This window comes from Pseudomonas rustica (assembly GCF_018336155.1).
GTDB lineage: Bacteria > Pseudomonadota > Gammaproteobacteria > Pseudomonadales > Pseudomonadaceae > Aquipseudomonas > Aquipseudomonas rustica.
Window position 1 is genome coordinate 1 of the sequence record NZ_JAGYHF010000010.1, and the last position, 23952, is coordinate 23952.

The window sequence follows — 23952 nt, forward strand, 5'->3', positions numbered from 1 at the left end:
AAGATTAAATTCCGAAACCCCAATTGCGAAAGCAGTTGGGGTTTTGTTTTGCCCGCAGGAAAAGTTTTCACGACGCGTTGGGACCGTTCCAACCGTCGCAAGACCTTGCCATTGGAGAAAAACGTTCTGAAGTGACCGGGCAGTTTTTGGTATGGTGCAGCTCGTTTTTTAACGGACTGATGTCATGCCCAAGGAACGGCATTAATTTATGTCAAAGAGTTGCTGTAGAAATGCCTGAACCTATCCCGATCAAGGATCACGAAAAAGAGACACGTCTGGTCAACAAACGGTTGATCGCCTGTGCTCTTTTCGTCTTTGCAGTCAGCTGTGCTCTGGTGGTGCGCCTGTACATCCTGCAAGTGGTCGAGTTCGATTACCACTCGACCATCTCCGAAAACAACCGCGTCCACGTCTTGCCGATCCCGCCCACACGCGGCCTGATCTACGACCGCAATGGCGTGTTGCTGGCTGACAACCGTCCCAGTTACAACCTGATCATCACCCGCGAACGCGCCACCGACGTCAATGAAGAGCTGAATGAGGTCATCAACCTCCTGCACCTGCCAGCCGAAGACCGCACGGTGTTCGACAAGGCGATGAAGCAGTCGCGTCATCCGTTCACGCCGGTGACACTGTTCTATGAATTGACCGAAGAACAGATCGCCGTTCTGGCAGTTAATGAGTTCCGCCTGCCCGGGCTCGATGTTGAACCGCAGTTCGTCCGCCACTACCCACTCGGTGCGCATTTCGCCCACTCGATCGGCTACGTCGGCCGTATCAACGAAAAAGAATCCAAGACCCTCGATTCGGTCGAATACCGCGGCACGCAATCCATCGGCAAGACCGGCATCGAGCGTTTCTACGAAGCCCAGCTGCACGGCCACGTCGGCTACGAAGAAGTGGAAACCAACGCCCAGGGCCGAGTGCTGCGTGTACTCAAGCACACGGATCCGGTACAGGGTAAAAACATCGTTCTGAGCCTCGATGTTCACCTGCAAGAAGCCGCTGAGGCGGCACTGGGTGATCGTCGCGGTTCCGTAGTAGCGCTCGACCCGGCTACCGGTGAAGTGTTGGCCATGGTCAGTAACCCGAGTTTCGACCCGAACCTGTTCGTGACCGGCATCAGCTCCAAGGAATATTCGGCGCTGCGTGATTCTATCGACCGGCCGCTGTTCAACCGCGTGCTGCGCGGCCTCTACGCGCCGGGGTCGACCATCAAGCCGGAAGTGGCTATCGCCGGTCTCGATGCTGGCGTCGTGACGCCGCAAACCCGCGTCTTCGATCCGGGTTACTACCAACTCCCGGACTTCGATCACAAGTACCGCAACTGGAACCACAGCGGCGACGGCTGGGTAGACATGGACGCCGCGATCATGCGTTCCAACGACACCTACTTCTACGACCTCGCGCACAAGCTTGGCATTGATCGCCTGCACGACTACATGGCGATGTTCGGCCTTGGCGAAAAAGTCTCGCTGGACATGTTCGAAGAGTCGCCCGGTTTGATGCCGTCGCAAGCCTGGAAGCGCGCCACCCGCCGCCAAGCCTGGTTCCCGGGTGAAACCGTGATCCTCGGTATTGGCCAGGGCTACATGCAAGTCACGCCGCTGCAACTGGCTCAGGCCACAGCACTCATCGCCAACAAAGGCGTGTGGAACCGTCCACACCTGGCGAAAACCGTCGATGGCGTTGCGCCGGTCGATGAGAACCCGATGCCGAACATCCTGCTCAAAGACCCGCGCGATTGGGAACAGGTCAACCACGGTATGCAGATGGTGATGCACGATGCGCGAGGCATTGCTCGTGCAGCAGCGGCCGGTGCGCAGTACCGCATCGCTGGCAAGAGTGGTACGGCGCAGGTGGTGGCGATCAAGCAGGGTGAGCGTTACAACCGCGAGAAAACCCTCGAGCGCCATCGCGACAACGCCTTGTTCGTCGGCTTCGCGCCGGCCGAGCATCCGAAAATCGCGATTGCAGTGATGATCGAAAACGGTGAGGCCGGTGGCCGAGTTGCAGGTCCTGTGGTGCGGCAGATCATGGACGCCTGGCTACTTGATCAGGATGGCCATCTCAAGCCGCAATACGCGGCGCCAGCCAAGGCGCCGGGCGATCCGCACGTTTGATCGATTACAGCTTCACAGCACAGGCTCACGCAAGCTGAGCATGTGCTGGAAGCTGTCGAGGAACACGGTCTCGGCCTGAGTCATCTTCTGCTCGCGATTCCACAGCAGCTCGATATCGAAATCCACTACGCCGTCCTCCGGTGGTAACCGCCAGAGCAGACCTTGCTCGACATCGCGCCGCACCAAGTGCGTCGGCAGACAACCGATGCCGAATCCGGCGCAGATCAATCGGTATATCTCTTCAAAACTGGTGGAAGACGCCACGATCTTGCCGGTGAACCCTTGCTGATCGCGAAACAGCGTCAACGGCGATAGATTGCCGCCGAGCTGATCACTGGTGAAGCTGACGAAGTTCTCCGCCGCCAATTCCTCAAGCGACAGATTCTGTTGCCCGAACAACCGATGGCGCTGCCCGCAAAAGTACGCGTAGGTCTCGCGAAACAACACCCGCCGTTCAAGCCGTGGTTGCGCGAGACGACATAGGCCAACGCCCACCGTGGCAGTTTTTTGCAGCAGTGAACTGATGATGTTCGAGCTGCCCATCACCTCGACTTCCAGCTCGATTTTCGGATGGGTTTCATGGAAGTCAGCCAGAAACTCATCGTAGTGCCGCGCCTGCACACCGCTGACCGTGAGGATGCGGATCTTGCCGACCACGTCATCATGGCGATGCTCGATGACTGTACCCAGTCGTGAAATATCGCCATAAATATCCGCCGCGATACGCAGGACTTCCTCGCCGGTTTCGGTCAGATCGAAGCGCCGTCCGCTGCGCGCAATCAGCACACATTCCAGTTGTTCTTCGAGACGTTTCAACGCCTGACTCACCGCCGATTGGGTGATGTGCAAGCGCGCAGCGGCGCGGCTCATGCTGCCTTCCTGGCCGATTACAAGGTAGGTGCGCAGCAGATTCCAGTCCAGCCGATCATTGAGAAAGCGCCGACCGACCCAAGGGTTGGAAGAGGACATCAAACACTCCATGTAGTAGCAGAGCTAATACTAGCGTTAAGTTTTTGAAAATTGACTAATCCTGTCACGGAAGCGATAAAGCCCACAAGCGCCACAGAGCGTGACCGTCAGCCGCCTGAAACCTGCCCAAAAAAACGATAAATACACAGGGTCCTTGCATGCACACCACCGCTCAGCCGCGTCGCGCCGCGGCCGCTGCCTTCATTGGCACGACCATCGAATTCTACGATTTCTACATCTACGCCACTGCCGCCGCACTGGTGCTTGGGCAAGTGTTTTTCCCCAGCGAAGATCCGGTCACCAGCACGCTCGCAGCCTTCGGCAGCTTCGCCGTCGGCTTCATCGCCAGACCGATGGCCGGGATGGTTTTCGGTCATTTGGGCGACCGTCTCGGGCGCAAGAAAATGCTTCTGGTGACGATGGCGCTGATGGGCCTGGCGACTGCCGGTATCGGCTTGCTGCCGAGCTATGCCAGCGTCGGCATATGGGCGCCGATCGGTTTGATCGTGTTGCGCCTGATCCAAGGGATTTCCGTTGGTGGCGAGTGGGGCGGGGCAGTGTTGATGGCCAGCGAACATGCGCCGGCCAAGCGCAAAACCTTTTACGCATCCTTCGCTCAACTCGGCAGTCCTGCCGGATTGTTGTTGGCCTTGATCGCCCTCCGCCTCGTCACTTCGCTGGAGCCGGAAGAGTTTCTCGCCTGGGGTTGGCGTCTGCCGTTTCTCGCCAGTGGCGTGCTGATGATGGTTGGTTTGATGATCCGTTCCGGCGTGCATGAATCGCCGGAATTCGCCAAGGCCAAAGAGAACAACGAAACCTCGAAATACCCGGTGAAAGACGTGATCCGTCAGTGCTGGCGGCAGATTCTGTTCGCGGCGGCTGCGGTGACCATTGGCTCGGCCGGGTTCTTTTTCACCAACACTTTCATGATCACCTACGTCACCCAATACCAGGGCATTTCGCGGGCGACGATTCTCGACTGCCTGTTTCTGGTCACGGTGATTCAACTGCTCTCGCAACCGCTGTCGGCGCTATTGGCCGAACGCATTGGCGAAGGCCGCTTCCTGACGCTGGTTGCGTTGCTGTGCATGGTCACGCCATACCCGATGTTCCTGCTGGTCGGCACGCAAAACATCTTGCTGATGACCCTCGGCATCGCCGTCGCGGTGGTGATCCTGTCGGCGCTGTACGCAGTGATTGCCGGCTACATGACTCAGGCCTTCCCGGTGCATCTGCGCTACTCGGGGATTTCCATCGCCTATCAATTGAGCTGCGCGCTCGCCGGCGGCACCACGCCTTTGATCGGCACGCTGCTGGCCAGCAAATTTTCCGGGCAATGGCTGCCTCTGGCGGTGTTCTTCACATTGCTCTCGACCGTGTCGCTGATCGGTGTCTGTGGCCTCGCTCGGCTGCGTGCCGCGCCGGTCGTTCTGCATTCCAACAAAGAGGTGTATTCGTGAGTAAACCTGCCCACATCGATCCGATCGAATGGCAAGCCCGCTGTGAGCTCGCCGCGCTGTATCGCTTGATCGCGCATTTCCGCATGACCGACTTGATCGACACGCACATCACCCTGCGTATTCCGGGGCCGGAGCATCATTTTCTGATTAACCGCTACGGGGTGATTTTCGACCGCATGCGTGCTTCGGATCTGGTGCGCATCGATCAGGATGGCAACATTGTCGACCCTGAATATGCGGGTCATCGGGTCAACGCCGCAGGCTTCGTCATTCACTCGGCGATCCACATGGCGCGCCCGGATCTGAACTGCGTGATCCACACGCACACCGCCGCCGGGATGGCCGTCGCTGCGCAAAAACAAGGCTTGCTGCCGATCAGCCAACACGCGCTGAAGTTCTACGGAAAACTCGCTTATCACACCTACGAAGGCATCGCGCTGTCGCTGGATGAACGCGAGCGTTTGATCGCCGACCTCGGCCCGCACCGCGCGATGATTTTGCGCAATCACGGTTTGCTGGTTGGTGGCTCGGGCGTGGCTCAGGCCTTTCAGGAAATCCACTTTCTCGAGCGCGCCTGTCAGGCGCAAGTGCAGGCATTGGCCGGTGGTTCGGAGCTGCATTATCCGTCCCACGAAGTCTGCGCGCACACCTCTGAACAGTTCGACCGCGATGAACAGGACAACATCATCGACCTGGCCTGGGCGGCCGCTTTGACCCTGATCGAATCCCAGCGCGAGTCTTATCTGTCATGAGCACCGTTGCACTGTTGTCCCGCGACTTGCTGTTGCTCGAGCAATTGCAGGCTGCGTTTGCACGCAGCGCGCCGCACCTCACGGCAGTGCCGGCCGATGACCCGCGAGCGCTTGATGCACAGATCGCGGCGTGCTGGTTTCCGCTGCCGGGCAGTCTCGCCGCGTTGCCCAATCTGCAAGTGATTCACTCGGTGGCTGCCGGTATCGATCATCTGGAGCACGATCCGTCGTGCCCGGATCTGCCGGTGTGCCGGGTGGTCGATCCCGGTCATCGGCAAGGCATGACCGAGTATGTGCGTTGGGCGGTGATTCACTTTCACCGGGGATTTGATCAGGTGCTGCAACAGCAAAAACGCCAGCACTGGGAGCGCCCGCAGCAACGCCCGGCGAGTCAATTCAGGATCGGGATCATGGGCCTGGGATCGCTCGGCAGCGCCATCGCCGAAGATCTGGCTAACGCGGGTTACGACGTTCGCGGCTGGGCGCGAAGTACCAAGGATCTGCCGGGTGTGCAGACCTTCGCCGGCTCGAAACCCTTCACGGCGTTTTTGCACAACGTGGAGCTGCTGATCAACCTGTTGCCACTGACCCACGAGACGCGCGGCATCCTCAATCAAACCGCGTTAGAACACCTGGCCAACGGCGCAGCACTGGTCAATGTCGGACGCGGCGCACACCTGAATATCGAGGATCTGCAACAGGCGCTGCAAACAGGGAAACTGCGCGGCGCGCTACTCGATGTCTTCGATCAGGAACCGTTACCCAGCGACCATCCACTCTGGACAACCGCCGGTGTAACGATCACCCCGCACATGGCCTCGGCAGCTTCCCACAACTGTATCGCCGAGCAGATCGCGGAGAACTTCCGACGACTGAATTCGGGGGAAGAGCTACTCAACAGCGCCGACAGAACGCTGGGTTATTGATCCGCCAGGCACGCCTGCAAGCGTTCGATAAACAGCGTCTCGGCGCGGCTCATGCGCTGGTCGCGGTTCCACAGTAAATGGATGTCGACATCGGCAATCCCTTCGTGAGGCGGCAGTCGCCAGAGCAATCCCGCCTCAACGTCGGCCGCCACCACATGCTCCGGCAGACAACCAATCCCGAACCCGGCGATCACCAGTCGTCGGACTTCCTCCAGGCTCGGCGAGGACGCGACGATGCGTCCGCTGAAACCCTGCTGATCCCGAAAAATCGTCAACGGCGAGAGCATTCCGCCAATTTGGTCGCTGGTAAAACTGACGAAATTCTCGCGCTGCAAATCGCCTTCGCTGACGTCCTCGCGACCGAACAATTCATGGTGCTTGCCGCAGAAAAACGCATAGCGCTGCCGCAGAAACAAACGCTGTTCGAGACGCGGTTGCGGGCGGCGATTGAGGCTCAGGCCGAGGGTCGCGGTTTTCTCCTGCAAGGCGCTGACGATGTCGGAACTGCGCATCACATCGACTTCCAGATCCACCCGTGGGTACTGGCGATGGAAGTCGGCAAGAAAGTCATCGAAGCGCTCGGAAAAGATCCGGCTGATGATCAACAGGCGCACTTTGCCGATCACTTCGTCGGCCGGTTGTTCGAGCAATCCGCCGACTTGTGAGACCTGTCCGTAAATCTCGCCAGCGAGTTCGAAGATCTGCTCGCCGACTTCGGTCAGGGCAAAGCGCGGGCCACGCCGGGCGATCAGTTGCCGACCGAGTTGTTCTTCCAGACGCTTGAGTGCCTGGCTCACCGCCGGTTGCGTCAGGTGCAAACGGGCGGCGGCGCGGCTGATGCTCAGTTCCTGACCGATCACGCGGAAGGTGCGCAACAGGTTCCAGTCCAGACGATCATTCAGCAAACGTTGTACATCGCGCTCAGCCATCGTGGCCTCGATTATAAGTTGGCGTAATAGTAAGAATAATAAATAGAAAATTGACTAATCATAGCCCCGGGACGATAAATCACTCCCAGACAGGCACCGCCAGAGTGCCTCGCCCCAGCGTTTTCCTCCTGCCAAAAAAACAATCAAAGGAGCCCGACCATGAAGCCCCAAGCTTCCAACCAGCCGCGCCGTGCGGCAGCCGCTGCCTTTATCGGCACCATGATTGAGTGGTACGACTTTTACATCTACGCCACCGCCGCCGCGCTGGTGTTCGGCGCGTTGTTTTTCCCTTCCGATGATCCACTGTTCAGCACCATGGCCGCCTTCGGCACCTTCGCCGTGGGCTTTTTTGCGCGGCCGTTGGGCGGGATCATTTTTGGCCACATCGGCGACCGCATCGGCCGCAAGAAATCGCTGATCATCACGTTGCTGATGATGGGCGTGGTCACCGTGTGCATCGGTCTGCTGCCGACCTACGCCCAGATCGGCGTGGCCGCGCCGGTGCTGCTGATTCTGCTGCGCGTCGTCCAGGGTATCGCCGTCGGTGGCGAGTGGGGCGGGGCGGTGTTGATGGCCGGCGAACACGCGCCGAAGGGCCGGCGCAACTTCTTCGCGTCCTTCGCCCAACTCGGTAGCCCGGCGGGTTTGATCCTCTCGCTGCTGGCATTCAGCGCGGTGACCCGTTTGCCCGAGGAAGACTTGATGAGCTGGGGCTGGCGTCTGCCGTTCCTCGCCAGTGCGTTGTTGCTGCTGGTCGGTCTGGCGATTCGTCTGGGCGTGAATGAGTCGCCGGAGTTCCTCGCCAGCCGCGAGAAAGCGAGCAAGGAAACCCGTAAGGAACAAGCGCCGGTGATGGAGGTTCTGCGCACCGCGTGGCGCCCACTGTTGCTGTGCATCGGCGCCAATACGCTGGGCATCGCTGGAGTGTATTTCACCAACACCTTCATGATCGCCTACACCACTCAGCAACTGGCGCTGCCGCGTTCGTTGATTCTTGAATGCCTGTTCGTCGTTGCGATCATTCAGTTTTGCATTCAGCCGCTGGCGGCATGGACGGCGGAGAAGATCGGCGCCACGCGGTTCCTGTGTCTGGTGTCGTTGCTGGCGATGGCCTCGCCGTATCCGATGTTTGTTCTGGTGAGTTCGGCGCAGGCGCCGCTGATCATTCTCGGCATCGCACTGGCGGTGGTGTGCATGGCGTCGTTTTACGCGGTGATCGCCGGGTACGTCAGCGGCATGTTCGAGACCCGCGTGCGCTACACCGCGATTTCGCTGGCCTATCAGATTTGCGGCGCGGTGGCCGGTGGTCTGACGCCGCTGATCGGCACCATGCTCGCGCACAAATTCACCGGTCAGTGGTGGCCGCTCGCGGTGTTCTACAGCCTGATCGCTGCGGTTTCGCTGATCTGCGTGTTGTCCCTCGCACGCCGCCATGCCAGCGCTCATCGCGCGGAAGTGGCCTCAATCTAATCTCGGATTCCAGGAGCACCTCATGTTGAAGATCAATGGCGAACGCCTGTGGGCGAGCCTGATGGCGATGGCCGAAATCGGCGCAACCGCACGCGGTGGCAGCTGCCGTCTGGCGTTGAGCGATGAAGACAAAGCAGGCCGCGAACTGTTCGCCCACTGGTGCCGCGAGGCGGGCATGACGCTGAGTGTCGATGCCATCGGCAACCTGTTCGCCCGCCGCCCAGGCACCGATCCGAACGCGGCGCCAGTGATGATGGGCAGCCACCTCGACACCCAACCGGAGGGTGGCCGCTTCGATGGCGTTTACGGCGTATTGGCCGGTCTGGAAGTGGTGCGCTGCCTCAATGACCAGAACATCAAAACCCGCAAACCGCTGGAAATCGCGGTGTGGACGAATGAGGAGGGCGCGCGGTTTACCCCGGCGATGTTCGGCTCGGCGGTGTTCACCGGGATCATGGATTTGCAGGCCGCACTGGCGGTGCGCGACGCCAACGGCATCAGCGTTGCCGAAGAGTTGCAGCGCCTCGGTTACGCCGCTGACCGTGCCTTGGGAGGTGCGGTGGATGCCTATTTCGAAGCGCACATCGAGCAAGGCCCGATCCTTGAAGACAACGCGAAAAGCATCGGTGTGGTCACCGGTGGCCAAGCGATCCGCTGGCTCGATGTGCGCGTCGAAGGCATGGCCGCGCATGCCGGCACCACGCCGATGCCGTTGCGCAAGGATGCCTTGTACGGCGTGGCACGGATGATTCAGGCGATTGAAGAACTGGCGGCGGATTTCGCTCCCGAAGGGCTCACCACTGTGGGCGAACTGAGCATCAATAAATCCTCGCGCAACACCATTCCCGGGCTGGTGAATTTCACCGTCGATTTGCGTCATCACCGTGACGACGCTATCGCCGCGATGGAACAACAAGTGCGCGCACGTTTGCAGGCGATTGCTGATGCGCGGGGGTTGAGCGTGACGATCACCCCGCACTGGATCAGCCCGGCCACGCCGTTCGACGCCGATTGTGTGGCGGCGGTGCAATCGGCGGTGGATGCGCTGGGCTACGCTCAGCAATCGATTGTCAGCGGCGCCGGGCATGACGCGATTCTGCTAGCGCGATACTGCCCGACCGCGATGGTGTTCATTCCGTGCGTCGGCGGCCTGAGCCATAACGAGGCCGAAGACGTGCTGCCTGAGGATGTGCGCCAAGGCACCGATGTGCTGCTCAACGCCGTCCTGGCCCGCGCTGAAATATCCCGGTAATCCCCAATCTCCATGTGGGAGCGGGCTTGCTCGCGATGGGGCCGTGTCAGCCACCATCAACGTCAAATGACAGACCGCTATCGCGAGCAGGCTCACTCCTACAGTTGAAATCGGTCATTTTGAAGATTTGTATTAACTGACAGGAATCCATCCCATGCGCAGTTTTTTCCACCCAGAACAATTGCTCCACCATCCACGCAGCTACTACTCCCGTGGCCAGATGCGCACGCCGCAGGAAGTCCCCGAACGCGCGCAGCGTCTGGTGCAGGCCGCGCACAATCTGGGCTTCAACGTCGAGCAACCGACCGACGCCGGACTCGCGCCATTGCTCGCGGTACACGGCGCGCCGTACCTGACATTCCTTCAGGAAGCCCACGCCCGATGGAAGGAAATCCCCGAAGACTGGGGCGATGAAGTCATGTCGAACATCTTCGTCCGCGAACCCAATGCCCTGCGCGGCATCCTCGCGCAGGCCGCACGCTATCTCGCCGACGGCAGTTGCCCGGTCGGCGAGCAGACCTGGCGTTCGGCGTACTGGTCGGCACAAAGCGCAGTGGCGGGCGCGCAGGCGTTGATCGATGGCGAACCGGCGGCGTACGCGCTGTGCCGCCCGCCGGGACACCATGCGCGTGCCGAAGCCGCCGGTGGTTTTTGCTATGTGAACAACGCGGCGGTGGCGGCGCAGGTGTTGCGTGACAAGTTCGCCAAGGTCGCGGTGCTCGATACCGACATGCATCACGGTCAGGGCATTCAGGAAATATTCTACGACCGCGATGACGTGCTCTACGTCTCGGTGCATGGCGATCCGACCAACTTCTATCCGGGCGTGGCCGGGTTTGCCGAAGAACGCGGTGCGGGCGCGGGGGAGGGCTTCAATCTCAATCTGCCGATGGCGCATGGTGCGAGTGAAGCGGATTTCCTTGGGCAACTGGATGTGGCGTTGGCGGCGGTGCGTAAGTTTGGTGCCGAGGTGCTGGTGCTGTCATTGGGGTTCGATATTTATGAGCTGGATCCGCAGAGCAAAGTGGCGGTGACGCGTGAGGGGTTTGCCACCTTGGGTGAGCGGATTCGCGAGCTTGGGTTGCCGTGTTTGATTGTGCAGGAGGGTGGATATCACCTGGAGAGTCTTGAGGATAATGCTCGGGCGTTTTTTGTGAATGGTGAGGTTTGGCAGATCTGATATTTGGGTTGTTTGACCGATAGTCTTCGCGAGCAAGCCCGCTCCCACATGTTGAAATGCATTCCAATGTGGGAGCGGGCCTGCTCGCGAAGAGGCCCTCACAACCGCCGCAAAACTCAGGCCCCCGGCACCGGGCAACTCATGTCACCTTCCTCACACTTCAAATACTCCTTCAGCGCCTCAACCCGCACGTTGGTCACACTCGTCAGGCAATTGCTGTAAATCAACGGATACACACTCCCGCCCGTCACCCCGGATGCCGAAAACTTGCACTCCGCATCACGAAACCCGACCCACGCCCGCTGCGCGCTGACCAAAAGCTTCTTCGCATCAGGGTTGTCCTTCAAGCGTCCGGTAATCTGCTGATACACCGTGTTCAACTCTTTATCCGCCGCTTTGAAATCCTGCCCGGCGCACTGATTCATCGTCGCCTGATCGCTGGCGTTGGCGCAGTCGACGGCGGCGTGGGCGAGGGAGGGGAACAGGAAGGGGGTCAGGGCTAGCAACAGGCGTGGGGACATTTGCGGTCTCACTTTTGGTATCAGGAATGCCACGCATTGTAGCGATCAAGATTAACTGCCGCTGTAACCGCGCAGGCGCATGCAGTCATTGGTCAGGTCGATCTGTTTCTCAGCCACCACAATGCCATCGCCCACTCCGGCACCGACTGCCGCTGACATGCTTTTGTCCGACGGGGCGCTGCTGTAACTGGCGGTTGCCGATTTGGCCTGGTATTGGCACTCGGCTTTATCGTGATCGATGGTCGCTTGGGTCGCACCGGGTTTGCTCCAGTGATCCACGGAAGTCACGCAAGCGGACAGCGCCAGCAAGGCAGTCCACAGAACGAGGTGCATTAGCCGCATGTCGGTCTCCCGATATCCGTTGGATTGACCCTTGAGTCTAGACGCAACTTCGCGTGGCACCGGTGACCAAATAGCTCCTTGATACAACTTCACATTGGACATGTGGTCATACAAGCCTAGTGTTCAGAACAGGAGGTGACGTATGAAACCAGTACCCAATAGTTTCGAACGCAAGATTTCGCTGAAGGCGCCGCGTTCTCATGTCTGGCGTGCATTGGTCGACGCCGAGGCGTTTGGCCAGTGGTTTGGCGTGGCGCTGGAGGGCAGGCGGTTTATTGCCGGTGAATGGACGCAAGGGCAGGTCACGTATCCGGGTTATGAACACGTGTTGTGGAATGTGCTGATCGAGCGGGTCGAGCCGCAGCAGTTGTTTTCGTTTCGCTGGCACCCGTATGCGGTGAATCCGAAGATCGACTATTCCCAGGAACCGACCACATTGGTCAGGTTCGAGCTGCAGGATTACGAGGACGGCACACTGCTCAAGGTTTCCGAGTCAGGTTTCGCGCATATCCCCGATATTCGCCAGAAAGAGGCTTATTTCATGGACAGCCGCGGCTGGGAGGAGCAACTGAGCCGACTGGAACAGTTCCTGACCGAAAGTGCCAAGGCCCGAGCGCGTGACGGTGGCTGACATTTTCCAACCGTGGCTGCAGCGTTGGTCATTGGTGCCGGACGGCGAGCCGATCATCACTCTCGGCAGTCTTTTGCTGCCGGTGCGCCACGGCGATACCCCGGCGATGCTCAAAGTGGCGATGGATGCCGATGAAAAAATCGGCAACCATCTGATGTCCTGGTGGGACGGCAATGGCGCCGCGCAGGTGCTGGTGCATCACGAGGAAGGCTTGCTGATGGAGCGGGCCATGGGCCGGCGTTCGCTGATGCACATGGCGCTGAATGGCGAGGACGACGAGGCCAGCCGGATTCTGTGTGCGGCGCTGGAGCGGCTGCATGCACCGCGCGCGACACCACCGCCGCCGTTGGTGGAGCTGGGGCCGTGGTTTGCTTCGCTGCGAATCGCTGCGGCCCAGCATGGCGGTCTCTACGGCTTAAGCCTGGAAACGGCAGAAACATTGCTCGCCAACCCGCAAGACGTGGTGGTGTTGCACGGCGACATGCATCACGACAATGTGCTGGATTTCGGTGAGCGTGGCTGGTTGGCCATCGACCCGAAGCGGGTCACGGGCGAGCGCGGTTTTGACTACGCCAATTTGATCTGCAATCCCGATCTGCCCTCAGCCACCAATCCCCAACGTTTTCGCCGACAGCTTGAGGTGATAACCGACGCCGCCGGGCTGGATCGCCAAAGACTGCTGCAATGGGTGCTGGCGTTCGCCGGATTATCCGCCGCATGGTTTTTGGAAGATGACGCACTCGAGCAGGCCTCAGGGCAGCTGAAAGTTGCGCAGATCGCCACTTCCATGCTCGACGCCTGACACGTCTAAGGGTTTTCGGAAGGGTCGCTATGGCGAATGTCCTACACGCGATGGTAGCTATGTCGACTATTGCCGATTGGATCCCACGGTTAATCTAGCCACATCAACTGAGACACAGGGAGTGTTTCAGGATCACGGATGATCGACCATTTGCAAGGATCGCTGCCGACAGGGAGTCGATAATGGTCTTGGGAAAAACCCGCTTCGGCGGGTTTTTTTTTGCCCTGTAGGAGCTGCCGCAGGCTGCGATCTTTTGATCTTGATCTTAAAATAAGATCAAAAGATCGCAGCCTGCGGCAGCTCCTACATGGGGTTCAGCGTTATGAGGCGATTAGTTGGCGCAGGACGTAATGCAGGATCCCTCCCGACTTGAAGTACTCCACCTCATTCAATGTATCGATCCGGCACAGCACCTCAATTTTCTCCTGACGCCCATCTTCGCGCGTAATCACCAACGGCAAATTCATCCGCGGCGTCAGTTCAACCCCGGTCAAACCCTTGATCTCAAAAGTCTCCTTGCCCGTCAGATTCAGACTCTTGCGGTTCTGATCAAGCTTGAACTGCAGCGGCAACACGCCCATACCCACCAGATTGGAACGGTGAATCCGTTCAAAACTCTCGGCAATTACCGCTTTCACGCCCAGCAGATTCGTACCCTTGGCCGCCCAGTCACGACTTGAACCGGTGCCATATTCCTGCCCGGCAATTACCACCAGCGGCGTGCCCGAAGCCTGATATTTCATGGCCGCGTCGTAAATCGCCAGTTTCTCGCCGGTCGGAATGTAGATGGTGTTTCCACCTTCTTCACCGCCAAGCATCTCGTTACGAATACGGATGTTGGCGAAGGTGCCGCGCATCATCACTTCGTGATTGCCGCGCCGTGAGCCGTAGGAGTTGAAGTCCCGCGGTTCTACGCCTTTTTCACGCAGATACTCGCCGGCGGGGCTGTCAGCCTTGATGTTGCCGGCGGGGGAGATGTGGTCGGTGGTCACCGAGTCGCCGAGCAACGCCAGAACGCGAGCGCCTTTGACGTCTTTGATTTCCGGCAACGGCCCGGAAATGTCGTCGAAAAACGGTGGATGCTGGATATAAGTCGAATCGTCCTGCCAGACATAGGTGGCGGCTTGCGGCACCTCGATGGCTTGCCATTGCTCATCACCGGCGAACACCTCGGCGTATTCCTTGTGAAACATCGCGGTGTTGACCTGGCTGACCGCGTCGGCAATTTCTTTGCTGCTTGGCCAGATATCTCGCAAGTACACCGGATTGCCTTGCTTGTCCTCGCCCAGCGGTTCGCTGCTGATGTCGCTGCGCACGCTGCCGGCCAAGGCATAGGCGACCACCAGCGGCGGCGAGGCCAGCCAGTTGGTTTTCACCAACGGATGCACACGACCTTCAAAGTTGCGGTTGCCGGACAGCACCGAGGCGACGGTGAGATCGGCTTTCTGGATGGCTTTTTCAATCGGCTCGGGCAACGGCCCGGAGTTGCCGATGCAGGTGGTGCAGCCGTAGCCGACCAGCGAAAACCCGAGCTGGTCGAGGTATTGCGTCAGCCCGGCAGCCTTGTAGTAGTCGGTAACCACTTTCGAGCCCGGCGCCAGCGAACTCTTCACCCATGGCTTGCGGGTCAGGCCTTTTTCCACGGCTTTTTTCGCCAGCAGACCGGCCGCCATCATCACGCTCGGGTTGGAGGTGTTGGTGCAGGAGGTTATTGCCGCGATCACCACCGCACCGTTTTTCAGACGATAGGTGTGGCCTTCGTATTCATATTCGGTTTCGCCGACCAGATCGGCATTGCCCACCGCCACGCCACCACCGCCCTCACTTTCCAGGCGTCCTTCATCTTTACTGGTGGGTTTGAATTGCAGATCGATAAAGTCGCTGAAGGCTTGCGGCACATTGGGCAGCGACACGCGATCCTGCGGACGTTTCGGCCCGGCCAGACTCGCTTCGACGCTGCCCATGTCCAGCGCCAGGCTATCGGTGAACACCGGTTCCTGACCGGGCAGACGCCACAGGCCCTGAGCCTTGGTGTACGCCTCGACCAGTTTCACCGTTTCCGGCGGACGCCCGGACAGACGCAGATATTCCAGCGTCACGTCGTCGACCGGGAAGAAACCGCACGTCGCGCCGTATTCCGGGGCCATGTTGGCGATGGTCGCGCGGTCAGCCAGCGGTAAGTCAGCGAGGCCGTCGCCATAAAATTCGACGAATTTGCCGACAACACCTTTCTTGCGCAGCATCTGCGTAACCGTCAGCACCAGGTCAGTGGCGGTGATGCCTTCTTTTAGTTTGCCGGTCAGTTTGAAGCCAATCACTTCCGGAATCAGCATCGACACCGGTTGCCCGAGCATCGCCGCTTCCGCCTCAATCCCGCCGACGCCCCAGCCGAGTACGCCGAGGCCGTTGATCATGGTGGTGTGGGAGTCGGTGCCGACCAGTGTGTCCGGGAAGGCATAGGTGCGGCCGTCTTCATCCTTTGTCCACACGGTGCGGCCGAGGTATTCAAGGTTGACCTGGTGGCAGATGCCGGTGCCCGGCGGGACTACGCTGAAGTTGTCGAAGGCACTCTGGCCCCAGCGCAGAAAGGCGTAACGCTCGCCGTTGCGCTGCATTTCGATATCGACGTTCTGCTCGAACGCGCTCGGCGTGGCGAATTTGTCGACCATTACCGAGTGGTCGATCACCAGATCCACCGGTGACAGCGGGTTGATCCGCTGCGGGTCGCCGCCGGCCTTGGCCATCGCCGCGCGCATGGCGGCGAGGTCGACCACGGCGGGAACCCCGGTAAAGTCTTGCATCAATACGCGGGCAGGGCGGTACTGGATTTCCCGATCGGAGCGACGCTCCTTGAGCCACGCGGCAATCGCCTTGAGGTCAGCGCCGGTGACAGTTTTTTCATCTTCCCAGCGCAGCAGGTTTTCCAGCAGGACTTTCAACGACATCGGCAGCTTGTCCAGATCGCCCAAGCTTTTGGCGGCATCCGGCAGGCTGAAATAGTGGTAGGTCTTTTGGTCAATCTGCAGTGTTTTGAGGGTCTTCAGACTATCGAGGGACGGCATTACGATCACTCCTTTGAATCCGCACGGCTACGGATTGAGGGGACGGGCAGAGCTATCAACGTAGCCCTGTTTTCATTAGCTGGCTAATAACTGGACTCTATGGGCAAGTCCAAGGTTCCGACATCGGCTATCATGCGCCGGTTTTCGTGACAGGCTTTGCTTCAACGCAAGGCTTGAGCATCGCGCAGGGGCCGAATGATCGCCCGCTGCCCAGGAGTAAGAATGAACACCCTATTCATGCATTGCCGGCCAGGCTTCGAAGGCGAAGTCTGTTCGGAAATTTCCGACCTCGCCGCCCGGCTCAACGTGGCCGGTTACGCCAAGGCCAAAGCGGCCACTGCCTGCGCCGAGTTTGTCTGCACCGAAGAAGACGGCGCCGAGCGCCTGATGCGCGGCCAGCGTTTCGCCGAGCTGATCTTCCCGCGCCAATGGGCGCGCGGCGTATTTATCGATCTGCCGGAAACCGACCGCATCAGCGTGATCCTTGCGCACATGGCCGATTTCCCGGTGTGCGGCAGCCTGTGGCTGGAAGTCGTCGACACCAACGATGGCAAGGAACTGTCGAACTTCTGCAAGAAATTCGAAGGCCCGCTGCGTAAAGCGCTGACCGGCGCCGGCAAACTGGTCGACGACGCGAGCAAGCCGCGCCTGTTGCTGACCTTCAAAAGTGGCCGAGAAGTGTTTCTGGGTATGGCGGACGCTGGCAACTCGGCGATGTGGCCAATGGGCATTCCGCGCCTGAAGTTTCCGCGCGAGGCACCAAGCCGTTCGACGTTGAAGCTGGAAGAAGCCTGGCACCACTTTATCCCGCGTGATCAGTGGGAAGATCGTCTGCACAGTGACATGACCGGTGTCGACCTTGGCGCGGCGCCGGGCGGCTGGACCTGGCAACTGGTCAATCGCGGCATGCTGGTGACGGCGATCGACAATGGCCCGATGGCTGAAAGCCTGATGGACACCGGTCTGGTGCAGCATTTGATGGCCGACGGTTTCACCTTCAAGCCCAAGCAACCGGTGGACTGGATGGTCTGCGACATCGTCGAAAAGCCTGCGCGTAACGCGGCGATGCTCGAAGAGTGGATCGGCGAGGGGCATTGCCGCGAAGCGGTGGTCAACCTGAAGTTGCCGATGAAGCAGCGTTATGCCGAAGTGAAGCGCTTGCTTGAGCGCATCGCCGATGGCTTCAAGGCGCGCGGGATCAAGGTCGATATCGGCTGCAAACAGCTGTACCACGACCGCGAAGAAGTGACCTGCCACCTGCGCCGTCACGACATCAAAAAAACCAAATCCCGCTGATTCTCCCTGTAGGAGCTGCCGAAGGCTGCGATCTTTTGATCTTGTTTTTGAAGATCCAGATCAAAAGATCGCAGCCTTCGGCAGCTCCTACATAGGGTGCGGTTTAACGCTATAGATGACCGAACACCCGGCATTGCGCGACAATGCCGGCCAGTTTCAGGAGTAAATCATGAGTGAAATGATCGATACCCCGGTCGACGGCACCCTCGACGCCACCGGCCTTAACTGCCCGGAACCGGTAATGATGTTGCACCAGCACATCCGTGACCTGGTGCCCGGCGGCCTGCTCAAGGTGATTGCCACCGACCCCTCGACCCGTCGCGACATCCCCAAGTTCTGCGTGTTTCTCGACCATGAACTGGTCGGCCAACACGAAGAGGCCGGCACGTATCTGTACTGGATTCGCAAGAAACACGCGTAACCGCCAGGCAAACGCAAAACCAAATGTGGGAGCGGGCTTGCTCGCGAATGCGGTGTACCAGTCACCATGAATATCGACTGTTACACCGCATTCGCAAGCAAGCCCGCTCCCACATTTTTACCTTGCGTCAGGCCTTAACCTGCCGAACGACTGATCCGAATACGCTTGCGCGCACTGCGCGTCAGGCGGATCGACAACATCAACGCCGCGCAGCTCAGGCCGACGATCAAACCCTGCCACAACCCGCTCGGGCCGCGCGGCTCGCCGAGCCAGTCGGTCAGGCCGAGGGCGTAACCCACCGGCAAACCAATGCCCCAATACGCAAACAGGGTCAGAATCATGGTCACCCGAGTGTCCTGATAACCGCGCAGCGCGCCGGCGGCAGTAACCTGAATCGCATCGGAAAACTGGAACAGCGCCGAGTACACAATCAGCATCGCCGCAATGTGAATCACCGTCGGGTCGGCGGTATAAATCGCCGCAATTGGCTCGCGCAGTAACAACATCATGCTCGCCGACAAACAGGCGTAGGCCAGCGCGGTGCCCATGCCGACGCCAGCAGCAAAACGCGCTTCACGCGGCTCTTCACGGCCCAATGCCTGACCGACCCGTACAGTCACGGCCATGCCCAGCGAATACGGAATCATGAACACCAGCGAGCTGACGTTCAGCGCAATCTGATGCCCGGCCACCACCGTGGCGCCGAGGCTGCCGATCAACAGAGCGATCACCGCAAAGATGCTCGATTCGGCGAACACCGCAATGCCAATCGGCAAACCAATCGCCAGTAAACGCTTGATCACCGCCCACTGAGGCCAGTCGAAACGGCTGAACAGTTCGCTCGAACGATAGGCCGGCGCCCAGCGCTCATAACCGGCCAGACCCAGCGCCATCACCCACATCACGATTGCCGTGGCCCAGCCGCAGCCGATGCCGCCCATCGCTGGCACGCCGAAGTGGCCATAGATGAAGATGTAGTTCAGCGGAATATTCAGCGCCAGACCGCACAGACCCAGCACCATCGCCGGGCGGGTTCGGCCGATGCCGTCACTGGTGCAACGCAGCACGTGATAAAACGCCACCGCCGGCAAACCACTGGCGATGCCGTGCAGGTATTGCATGCACGGGCCGATCAGCTCCGGGTCGACCTTCATCAGGTGCAGCACTGGTTCGGCGGCCACCAGCATCGCAGTCGCAATCAGGCCAACCACCAACGCCAGCCACAACGCCTGACGCACGATCGGGCCGATCTCGCTGTGCTTGCCGGCGCCAAAGCGCTGGGCGACTTTCGGCGTGGTGGCGAGCAGGGTGCCGGTCATTAACAGAAACACCGGCACCCAGATCGAGTTGCCCAGTGCCACTGCCGCCAGATCCTTGGGCCCGACGCGCCCGGCCATCACCGCATCGACGAAGCCCATGGCCGTGGTCGCCAGCTGCGCGATGATGATCGGCATCGCGAGGGCGAGCAGGTTTTTGAACTCCAGACGAATCCGCGCGGGGCGGGTCAGGGAGACGGCGACAGGTTGGTCAGTTACAGAATTCACAGGCAAAGCGTCCACAAAGGTTGATGCGCAAGGCGCCGCATTCTACGCCGCTGACGTTACAGTCAGGAAAAATCCTCTGTTGCGGATTTGTAATCGGGTAGGAGCTGCCGCAGTCTGCGATCTTTAGGTTTTTAAGATCACCATCAAAAGATCGCAGCCTGCGGCAGCTCCTACAGTTAAACTGCCGATCCGCCCAAGGAGCCCGCCATGCTGATTGTTGCCGACGAAAATATCCCGCTGCTCGATGCCTTTTTTGCCGGTTTCGGCGAAATCCGCCGGGTGCCGGGCCGTTCCATTGACCGTGCGACGGTCGAGCAGGCCGATGTGTTGCTGGTGCGTTCGGTGACCAACGTCAACCGTGCGCTGCTTGAAGGCAGCAAAGTGCGTTTTGTCGGCACTTGCACCATCGGCACCGATCATCTGGATCTGGAGTATTTCAACGAGGCCGGTATCACCTGGTCCAGCGCACCCGGCTGCAATGCCCGGGGCGTGGTCGACTATGTGCTCGGCAGCCTGATGACCCTCGCCGAAATCGAGGGTGTCGATCTGACTAAACGCACTTACGGGGTGATCGGCGCCGGTGAGGTTGGCGGGCGCCTGATCAATGTCCTCAAGGGCTTGGGCTGGAACGTCAAAGTCTGCGATCCACCGCGTCAGGCAGCAGAGGGCGGCGATTACGTCAGCCTCGAACAGATCATCGAGCAGTGCGACGTGATCAGCCTGCACACCCCGTTGACCCGCAGCGGTGACGGCGCGACCTGGCATCTGTTCGATCAGCAGCGTTTGCAGCAACTCAAACCCGGCACCTGGCTGATCAACGCGGCGCGCGGCCCGGTCGTGGATAACGCGGCCCTGCGCGAAGTGCTGCTGGAACGTGAAGACCTGCAAGCAGTGCTGGATGTCTGGGAAGCAGAACCAGAAGTCGATGTCGAACTGGCCGAACTCTGCGTGCTGGCAACACCGCACATTGCCGGCTACAGCCTTGATGGCAAGCAACGCGGCACGGCACAGATCTATCAGGCGTACTGCGAGTTCATCGGCCAGCCTGCGAGCATCCAGCTCAGCGACTTGCTGCCGGCACCGTGGTTGTCGGAAGTTTCCCTGCACGCTGACAGCGATCCGTCGTGGGCGTTGGCGATGTTGTGCCGTGGCGTGTACGACCCGCGCCGCGACGATGCGGATTTCCGCCGCAGCCTTGTAGGCAACGTCGTTGAGCAGCGTGCGGCGTTTGATATGTTGCGCAAACAGTATCCGGTGCGGCGCGAGATTGAAGGGCTGAAAGTGCGGATTGAAGGGGCGTCGCCAGTGTTGGCGAAAATAGTGGCGGCGCTGGGTGCAATCGCAATCCCGTAACCTCACATAACCCCTGTAGGAGCTGCCGAAGGCTGCGATCTTTTGATGTTGTTTTTTACAAGCAAGATCAAAAGATCGCAGCCTTCGGCAGCTCCTACACGATCCGTCGGCGAATCCCAGCCAGAAAAAACCCGGCCAAAATGGGGCCGGGTCAGGAAGACGGTGGCTATATCACTCTTGTTCGGCAGGCTTGACCAATCGCTTCTCCAGTTCGCTGCACGCTTGCTGGATCATGTCTTCAGTGATCGGTACTTCACGCCCATCCTTATCAATAATCGAGCAACCCAGAGGTTGGCCGGGCTTGGTGCGGATCACTTCAATCTTGTCATCGCTGCTGTGTTGCAAGGACATGGCCTGTCTCCTCATCAGGTTATTCGCCAAGGTTAAAACTGCCACGTGACCGGGCTGTTACAACGCCCTGCGGTCTGTCGGCGGCGGCATCTCCACTCAAACAGAAATGACCGCTCGTCTCAACCCGAACTTTAGACCAATAGCCTCTAGGCTCTAGTCGTCACGGGCATATTTAACCTGACTCATTGTGATTTACAGAGTTCCACCCCATTTCAATGACTAGGCTGGCCCTATTCATCTGCGCAGATGTGAACCCGAATGATCTCGATGCTTTCCTCCCGACACCGACGCGCCCTGCGTCTGACCAGCCATTTTCTTGTGCCCTATCGTTGGCAGGCCTTTGGCGCGCTGCTCGCATTGATCGTCACTGCCGGCATTACCTTGTCGATGGGGCAGGGCATCAAGCTGCTGGTCGATCAGGGTTTCATGACCCAGTCGCCGCATTTGCTCAACCAGTCGATTGGCCTGTTCATGCTGTTAGTGGTCGGACTGGCGATCGGCACCTTTGCCCGGTTTTATTGGGTGTCGTGGATTGGCGAGCGGGTTGTCGCGGACATTCGTCGACAGGTGTTCAACCACTTGGTGTACCTGCATCCGGGGTTTTATGAGGACAATCGCAGCTCGGAAATCCAGTCGCGCCTTACCGCTGACACGACATTGCTGCAGTCGGTGATCGGCTCGTCGCTGTCGCTGTTTCTGCGCAATCTGCTGATGGTCATCGGTGGCGTCGTGCTGCTGTTCATCACCAACCCCAAACTCACCAGCATCGTGGTGATCGCGCTGCCGCTTGTAGTCGCGCCGATCCTGATTTTCGGCCGCCGTGTGCGCAATCTGTCGCGCCAGAGTCAGGATCGCATTGCCGACATTGGCAGTTACGTCTCCGAAACCCTTGGCCAGATCAAAACCGTGCAGGCCTACAACCATCAGGTGCAGGACGAGCAACGCTTTGCCTCAACGGTCGAGCAGGCCTTTGAAACGGCGCGTAAACGCATCTTCCAGCGTGCGTGGCTGATTACCCTGGTGATCGTGCTAGTGCTCGGCGCGGTCGCGGTGATGTTGTGGGTCGGCGGCATGGACGTGATCGCCGGGCGAATTTCGGCGGGTGAACTGGCGGCGTTTGTGTTCTACAGCCTGATCGTCGGCAGTGCTTTCGGCACACTGAGCGAAGTGATCGGCGAGCTGCAACGCGCTGCTGGCGCTGCCGAACGCATCGCCGAACTGCTGCGCTCGGAAAATATCATCCAGCCGCCCACCTCCGGGTTGGTGACGTTGCCTGAGCGCGTGCGCGGCGAGCTGGAGCTGCGGGATGTGCGTTTTTCCTATCCCTCGCGTCCAGAAAGCTACGCCGTCGATGGCTTGAATCTGACCGTCCGCGCGGGCGAAACCCTGGCGCTGGTAGGGCCGTCCGGCGCCGGGAAATCCACGGTGTACGATTTGTTGCTGCGATTTTACGACCCGCGCGAAGGACAAATTCTCCTCGATGGCGTGCCCTTGACCCGCCTCGATCCTCTGGATTTGCGCCGCTGCTTCGCCCTCGTCTCGCAAACGCCCGCGCTGTTCTTTGGCAGCGTCGAGGAAAACATTCGTTATGGCTGCCCGACGGCCACGCTGGAGCAGGTCAAGGAAGCCGCGCGAATCGCCCACGCCCACGATTTCATCGAACAAATGCCAGACGGCTACCAAACCCACTTGGGCGACGGCGGCCTCGGTCTTTCCGGCGGCCAACGCCAACGTCTGGCCATCGCCCGGGCGCTGCTGGTGGACGCGCCAATCCTGCTGCTCGACGAAGCCACCAGCGCCCTCGACGCGCAAAGCGAACACCTCATCCAGCAAGCCTTGCCGAGCCTGATGCACAACCGCACGACGCTGGTGATTGCGCACCGTTTGGCCACAGTGAAAAACGCCGACCGGATCGCCGTGATGGATCAGGGCAAATTGGTCGCGGTAGGGACACATCAGGAATTGATTGCCAGTAATCCGCTGTATGCACGGCTGGCGGCGTTGCAGTTTAGTGATGGTCAGGAAACGTCTAAACAACACCTATGAATGATGAGCGCCCGTAGAAAATGTTTGGAGGGGACATGAGTGGTTACCAACCGCCGTTGAACCTGAACACTCGAATGGTTGCTGTGATCGCTAACATCAGCGAGCAAATCGGTCGGAAGCGGATCGGATGGCCGAATCGACACCCTTCGTCGAGTACATGCTTCAAGCCTTAAGTCTTGCGCTGCAAGAAGCAATCAGCAATGAGCCTTCAACCGACCAAGTAACCGACCAAGTAGCGATGTTGCTCGGCGTATTTGATGGGGCTGATCAACTGAGCGTAAACGAGCTCATGAGTAGCCTCGGGCTGGCTCACAAGGCAACCTTTCGCGCGAACTATCTGAAACCCGCACTGGCTATTAAATTGATTGAAATGACCGACCCCGATTCGCCCAGGAGCCCAGTACAAAAGTATCGCCTGACTGAACGGGGCAAAACGACAGCCCCCACATTCAGGTAGGAGCTGCCGAAGGCTGCGATCTTTTGATCTTGCTCCAAACAAAATGCCCGCATTTTCATGCGGGC

The 23952-nt window shown here is 59.5% G+C and carries 21 protein-coding genes; 14 read left to right on the top strand and 7 right to left on the bottom strand.

The window, feature by feature from the left end:
• Positions 1-230 precede the first annotated feature (230 nt).
• Positions 231-2123, top strand: a complete 1893-nt coding sequence (mrdA, locus tag KFS80_RS19380; protein ID WP_053122139.1) for a penicillin-binding protein 2 — start codon at positions 231-233, stop codon at positions 2121-2123.
• 12 nt (positions 2124-2135) lie between these two features.
• Here the strand turns inward: mrdA and KFS80_RS19385 are convergent, their stop codons facing one another.
• A complete protein-coding gene (locus KFS80_RS19385; protein WP_212545611.1) occupies positions 2136-3095 on the bottom strand; it encodes a LysR family transcriptional regulator in 960 nt (319 codons plus the stop codon).
• Positions 3096-3250: 155 nt separating this feature from the next.
• On the opposite strand from KFS80_RS19385, the gene KFS80_RS19390 reads away from it, so the two are divergent.
• Genes KFS80_RS19390 through KFS80_RS19400 form a run of 3 tightly spaced genes read left to right on the top strand, consistent with a single transcriptional unit; the run spans position 3251 to position 6230 of the window.
• Positions 3251-4552, top strand: coding sequence for an MFS transporter (locus KFS80_RS19390; RefSeq protein WP_212545612.1), 1302 nt, complete (start codon positions 3251-3253; stop codon positions 4550-4552).
• Positions 4549-5304 carry a class II aldolase/adducin family protein gene (locus KFS80_RS19395; protein WP_212545613.1) on the top strand — a complete coding sequence of 252 codons (756 nt, stop codon included), beginning with the start codon at positions 4549-4551 and terminating at the stop codon, positions 5302-5304. Before KFS80_RS19390 ends, KFS80_RS19395 begins: the two co-directional genes overlap by 4 nt.
• The gene (locus KFS80_RS19400) at positions 5301-6230 is read left to right on the top strand and encodes a 2-hydroxyacid dehydrogenase (protein WP_212545614.1); all 930 of its coding nucleotides are present in this window, start codon (positions 5301-5303) and stop codon (positions 6228-6230) included. Before KFS80_RS19395 ends, KFS80_RS19400 begins: the two co-directional genes overlap by 4 nt.
• Here the strand turns inward: KFS80_RS19400 and KFS80_RS19405 are convergent.
• Entirely contained in the window at positions 6224-7159 is a 936-nt protein-coding gene (locus tag KFS80_RS19405) for a LysR family transcriptional regulator (protein WP_212545615.1), read from the bottom strand. The genes KFS80_RS19400 and KFS80_RS19405 overlap by 7 nt on opposite strands.
• A 159-nt stretch (positions 7160-7318) precedes the next feature.
• Here KFS80_RS19405 and KFS80_RS19410 point away from each other — a divergent pair, with 159 nt between their 5' ends.
• The 3 genes from KFS80_RS19410 (at position 7319) to KFS80_RS19420 (ending at position 11061) form a co-directional block, all read left to right on the top strand.
• Complete coding sequence (locus KFS80_RS19410; RefSeq protein WP_212545616.1) at positions 7319-8629, top strand: MFS transporter; 1311 nt, start codon at positions 7319-7321, stop codon at positions 8627-8629.
• A 22-nt stretch (positions 8630-8651) separates the two neighbouring features.
• A complete protein-coding gene (locus tag KFS80_RS19415; protein WP_212545617.1) occupies positions 8652-9881 on the top strand; it encodes a Zn-dependent hydrolase in 1230 nt (409 codons plus the stop codon).
• A gap of 154 nt (positions 9882-10035) precedes the next feature.
• Complete coding sequence (locus tag KFS80_RS19420) at positions 10036-11061, top strand: histone deacetylase family protein (RefSeq protein ID WP_212545618.1); 1026 nt, start codon at positions 10036-10038, stop codon at positions 11059-11061.
• Positions 11062-11177: 116 nt separating this feature from the next.
• On the opposite strand, the gene KFS80_RS19425 is transcribed toward KFS80_RS19420, so the two are convergent.
• Positions 11178-11582 carry a lysozyme inhibitor LprI family protein gene (locus KFS80_RS19425; RefSeq protein WP_053122119.1) on the bottom strand — a complete coding sequence of 135 codons (405 nt, stop codon included), beginning with the start codon at positions 11580-11582 and terminating at the stop codon, positions 11178-11180.
• Between the two features lie 51 nt (positions 11583-11633).
• On the bottom strand, positions 11634-11924 hold the full coding sequence (locus KFS80_RS19430) for a hypothetical protein (protein ID WP_156316170.1): 291 nt from the start codon (positions 11922-11924) through the stop codon (positions 11634-11636).
• A gap of 142 nt (positions 11925-12066) precedes the next feature.
• On the opposite strand from KFS80_RS19430, the gene KFS80_RS19435 reads away from it, so the two are divergent.
• Entirely contained in the window at positions 12067-12555 is a 489-nt protein-coding gene (locus KFS80_RS19435; protein WP_212545619.1) for an SRPBCC family protein, read from the top strand.
• On the top strand, positions 12542-13357 hold the full coding sequence (locus KFS80_RS19440; protein WP_212545620.1) for an aminoglycoside phosphotransferase family protein: 816 nt from the start codon (positions 12542-12544) through the stop codon (positions 13355-13357). Before KFS80_RS19435 ends, KFS80_RS19440 begins: the two co-directional genes overlap by 14 nt.
• Before the next feature lie 320 nt (positions 13358-13677).
• Here KFS80_RS19440 and acnA read toward each other — a convergent pair whose 3' ends face one another.
• Positions 13678-16419: an aconitate hydratase AcnA gene (gene acnA / locus KFS80_RS19445; protein ID WP_053122114.1), complete on the bottom strand. Its 2742-nt coding sequence runs from the start codon at positions 16417-16419 to the stop codon at positions 13678-13680.
• Between the two features lie 222 nt (positions 16420-16641).
• Here acnA and rlmM point away from each other — a divergent pair, with 222 nt between their 5' ends.
• Positions 16642-17715 carry a 23S rRNA (cytidine(2498)-2'-O)-methyltransferase RlmM gene (rlmM, locus tag KFS80_RS19450; protein ID WP_212545621.1) on the top strand — a complete coding sequence of 358 codons (1074 nt, stop codon included), beginning with the start codon at positions 16642-16644 and terminating at the stop codon, positions 17713-17715.
• 169 nt (positions 17716-17884) lie between these two features.
• Positions 17885-18136 carry a sulfurtransferase TusA gene (gene tusA, locus KFS80_RS19455; RefSeq protein WP_025111044.1) on the top strand — a complete coding sequence of 84 codons (252 nt, stop codon included), beginning with the start codon at positions 17885-17887 and terminating at the stop codon, positions 18134-18136.
• Between the two features lie 134 nt (positions 18137-18270).
• Here tusA and KFS80_RS19460 read toward each other — a convergent pair whose 3' ends face one another.
• The gene (locus KFS80_RS19460; RefSeq protein WP_212545622.1) at positions 18271-19680 is read right to left on the bottom strand and encodes an MATE family efflux transporter; all 1410 of its coding nucleotides are present in this window, start codon (positions 19678-19680) and stop codon (positions 18271-18273) included.
• Between the two features lie 207 nt (positions 19681-19887).
• On the opposite strand from KFS80_RS19460, the gene pdxB reads away from it, so the two are divergent.
• On the top strand, positions 19888-21033 hold the full coding sequence (gene pdxB, locus KFS80_RS19465) for a 4-phosphoerythronate dehydrogenase PdxB (protein ID WP_212545623.1): 1146 nt from the start codon (positions 19888-19890) through the stop codon (positions 21031-21033).
• A gap of 171 nt (positions 21034-21204) precedes the next feature.
• Here the strand turns inward: pdxB and KFS80_RS19470 are convergent, their stop codons facing one another.
• Positions 21205-21384, bottom strand: a complete 180-nt coding sequence (locus KFS80_RS19470; protein ID WP_053122106.1) for a PA1571 family protein — start codon at positions 21382-21384, stop codon at positions 21205-21207.
• Between the two features lie 258 nt (positions 21385-21642).
• Between KFS80_RS19470 and KFS80_RS19475 the strand changes: the two genes are divergently transcribed.
• The gene (locus KFS80_RS19475) at positions 21643-23430 is read left to right on the top strand and encodes an ABC transporter transmembrane domain-containing protein (RefSeq protein WP_212545624.1); all 1788 of its coding nucleotides are present in this window, start codon (positions 21643-21645) and stop codon (positions 23428-23430) included.
• 127 nt (positions 23431-23557) lie between these two features.
• Positions 23558-23887 (top strand): Fic family protein, encoded by a 330-nt coding sequence (locus KFS80_RS19480; RefSeq protein ID WP_338109619.1) that lies wholly within the window; start codon positions 23558-23560, stop codon positions 23885-23887.
• Positions 23888-23952: the final 65 nt, after the last annotated feature.

Excerpts from the sequence above, each read along its gene's own strand:
- KFS80_RS19425 (WP_053122119.1), bottom strand. The coding sequence starts at position 11,582 with ATGTCCCCACGCCTGTTGCTAGCCCTGACCCCCTTCCTGTTCCCCTCC.
- pdxB (WP_212545623.1), top strand. The coding sequence starts at position 19,888 with ATGCTGATTGTTGCCGACGAAAATATCCCGCTGCTCGATGCCTTTTTT.
- KFS80_RS19430 (WP_156316170.1), bottom strand. The coding sequence starts at position 11,924 with ATGCGGCTAATGCACCTCGTTCTGTGGACTGCCTTGCTGGCGCTGTCC.
- KFS80_RS19475 (WP_212545624.1), top strand. The coding sequence starts at position 21,643 with ATGATCTCGATGCTTTCCTCCCGACACCGACGCGCCCTGCGTCTGACC.
- KFS80_RS19420 (WP_212545618.1), top strand. The coding sequence starts at position 10,036 with ATGCGCAGTTTTTTCCACCCAGAACAATTGCTCCACCATCCACGCAGC.
- acnA (WP_053122114.1), bottom strand. The coding sequence starts at position 16,419 with ATGCCGTCCCTCGATAGTCTGAAGACCCTCAAAACACTGCAGATTGAC.
- rlmM (WP_212545621.1), top strand. The coding sequence starts at position 16,642 with ATGAACACCCTATTCATGCATTGCCGGCCAGGCTTCGAAGGCGAAGTC.
- KFS80_RS19390 (WP_212545612.1), top strand. The coding sequence starts at position 3,251 with ATGCACACCACCGCTCAGCCGCGTCGCGCCGCGGCCGCTGCCTTCATT.
- KFS80_RS19415 (WP_212545617.1), top strand. The coding sequence starts at position 8,652 with ATGTTGAAGATCAATGGCGAACGCCTGTGGGCGAGCCTGATGGCGATG.
- KFS80_RS19480 (WP_338109619.1), top strand. The coding sequence starts at position 23,558 with ATGGCCGAATCGACACCCTTCGTCGAGTACATGCTTCAAGCCTTAAGT.
- KFS80_RS19470 (WP_053122106.1), bottom strand. The coding sequence starts at position 21,384 with ATGTCCTTGCAACACAGCAGCGATGACAAGATTGAAGTGATCCGCACC.
- KFS80_RS19400 (WP_212545614.1), top strand. The coding sequence starts at position 5,301 with ATGAGCACCGTTGCACTGTTGTCCCGCGACTTGCTGTTGCTCGAGCAA.
- mrdA (WP_053122139.1), top strand. The coding sequence starts at position 231 with ATGCCTGAACCTATCCCGATCAAGGATCACGAAAAAGAGACACGTCTG.
- KFS80_RS19410 (WP_212545616.1), top strand. The coding sequence starts at position 7,319 with ATGAAGCCCCAAGCTTCCAACCAGCCGCGCCGTGCGGCAGCCGCTGCC.
- KFS80_RS19435 (WP_212545619.1), top strand. The coding sequence starts at position 12,067 with ATGAAACCAGTACCCAATAGTTTCGAACGCAAGATTTCGCTGAAGGCG.
- tusA (WP_025111044.1), top strand. The coding sequence starts at position 17,885 with ATGAGTGAAATGATCGATACCCCGGTCGACGGCACCCTCGACGCCACC.
- KFS80_RS19405 (WP_212545615.1), bottom strand. The coding sequence starts at position 7,159 with ATGGCTGAGCGCGATGTACAACGTTTGCTGAATGATCGTCTGGACTGG.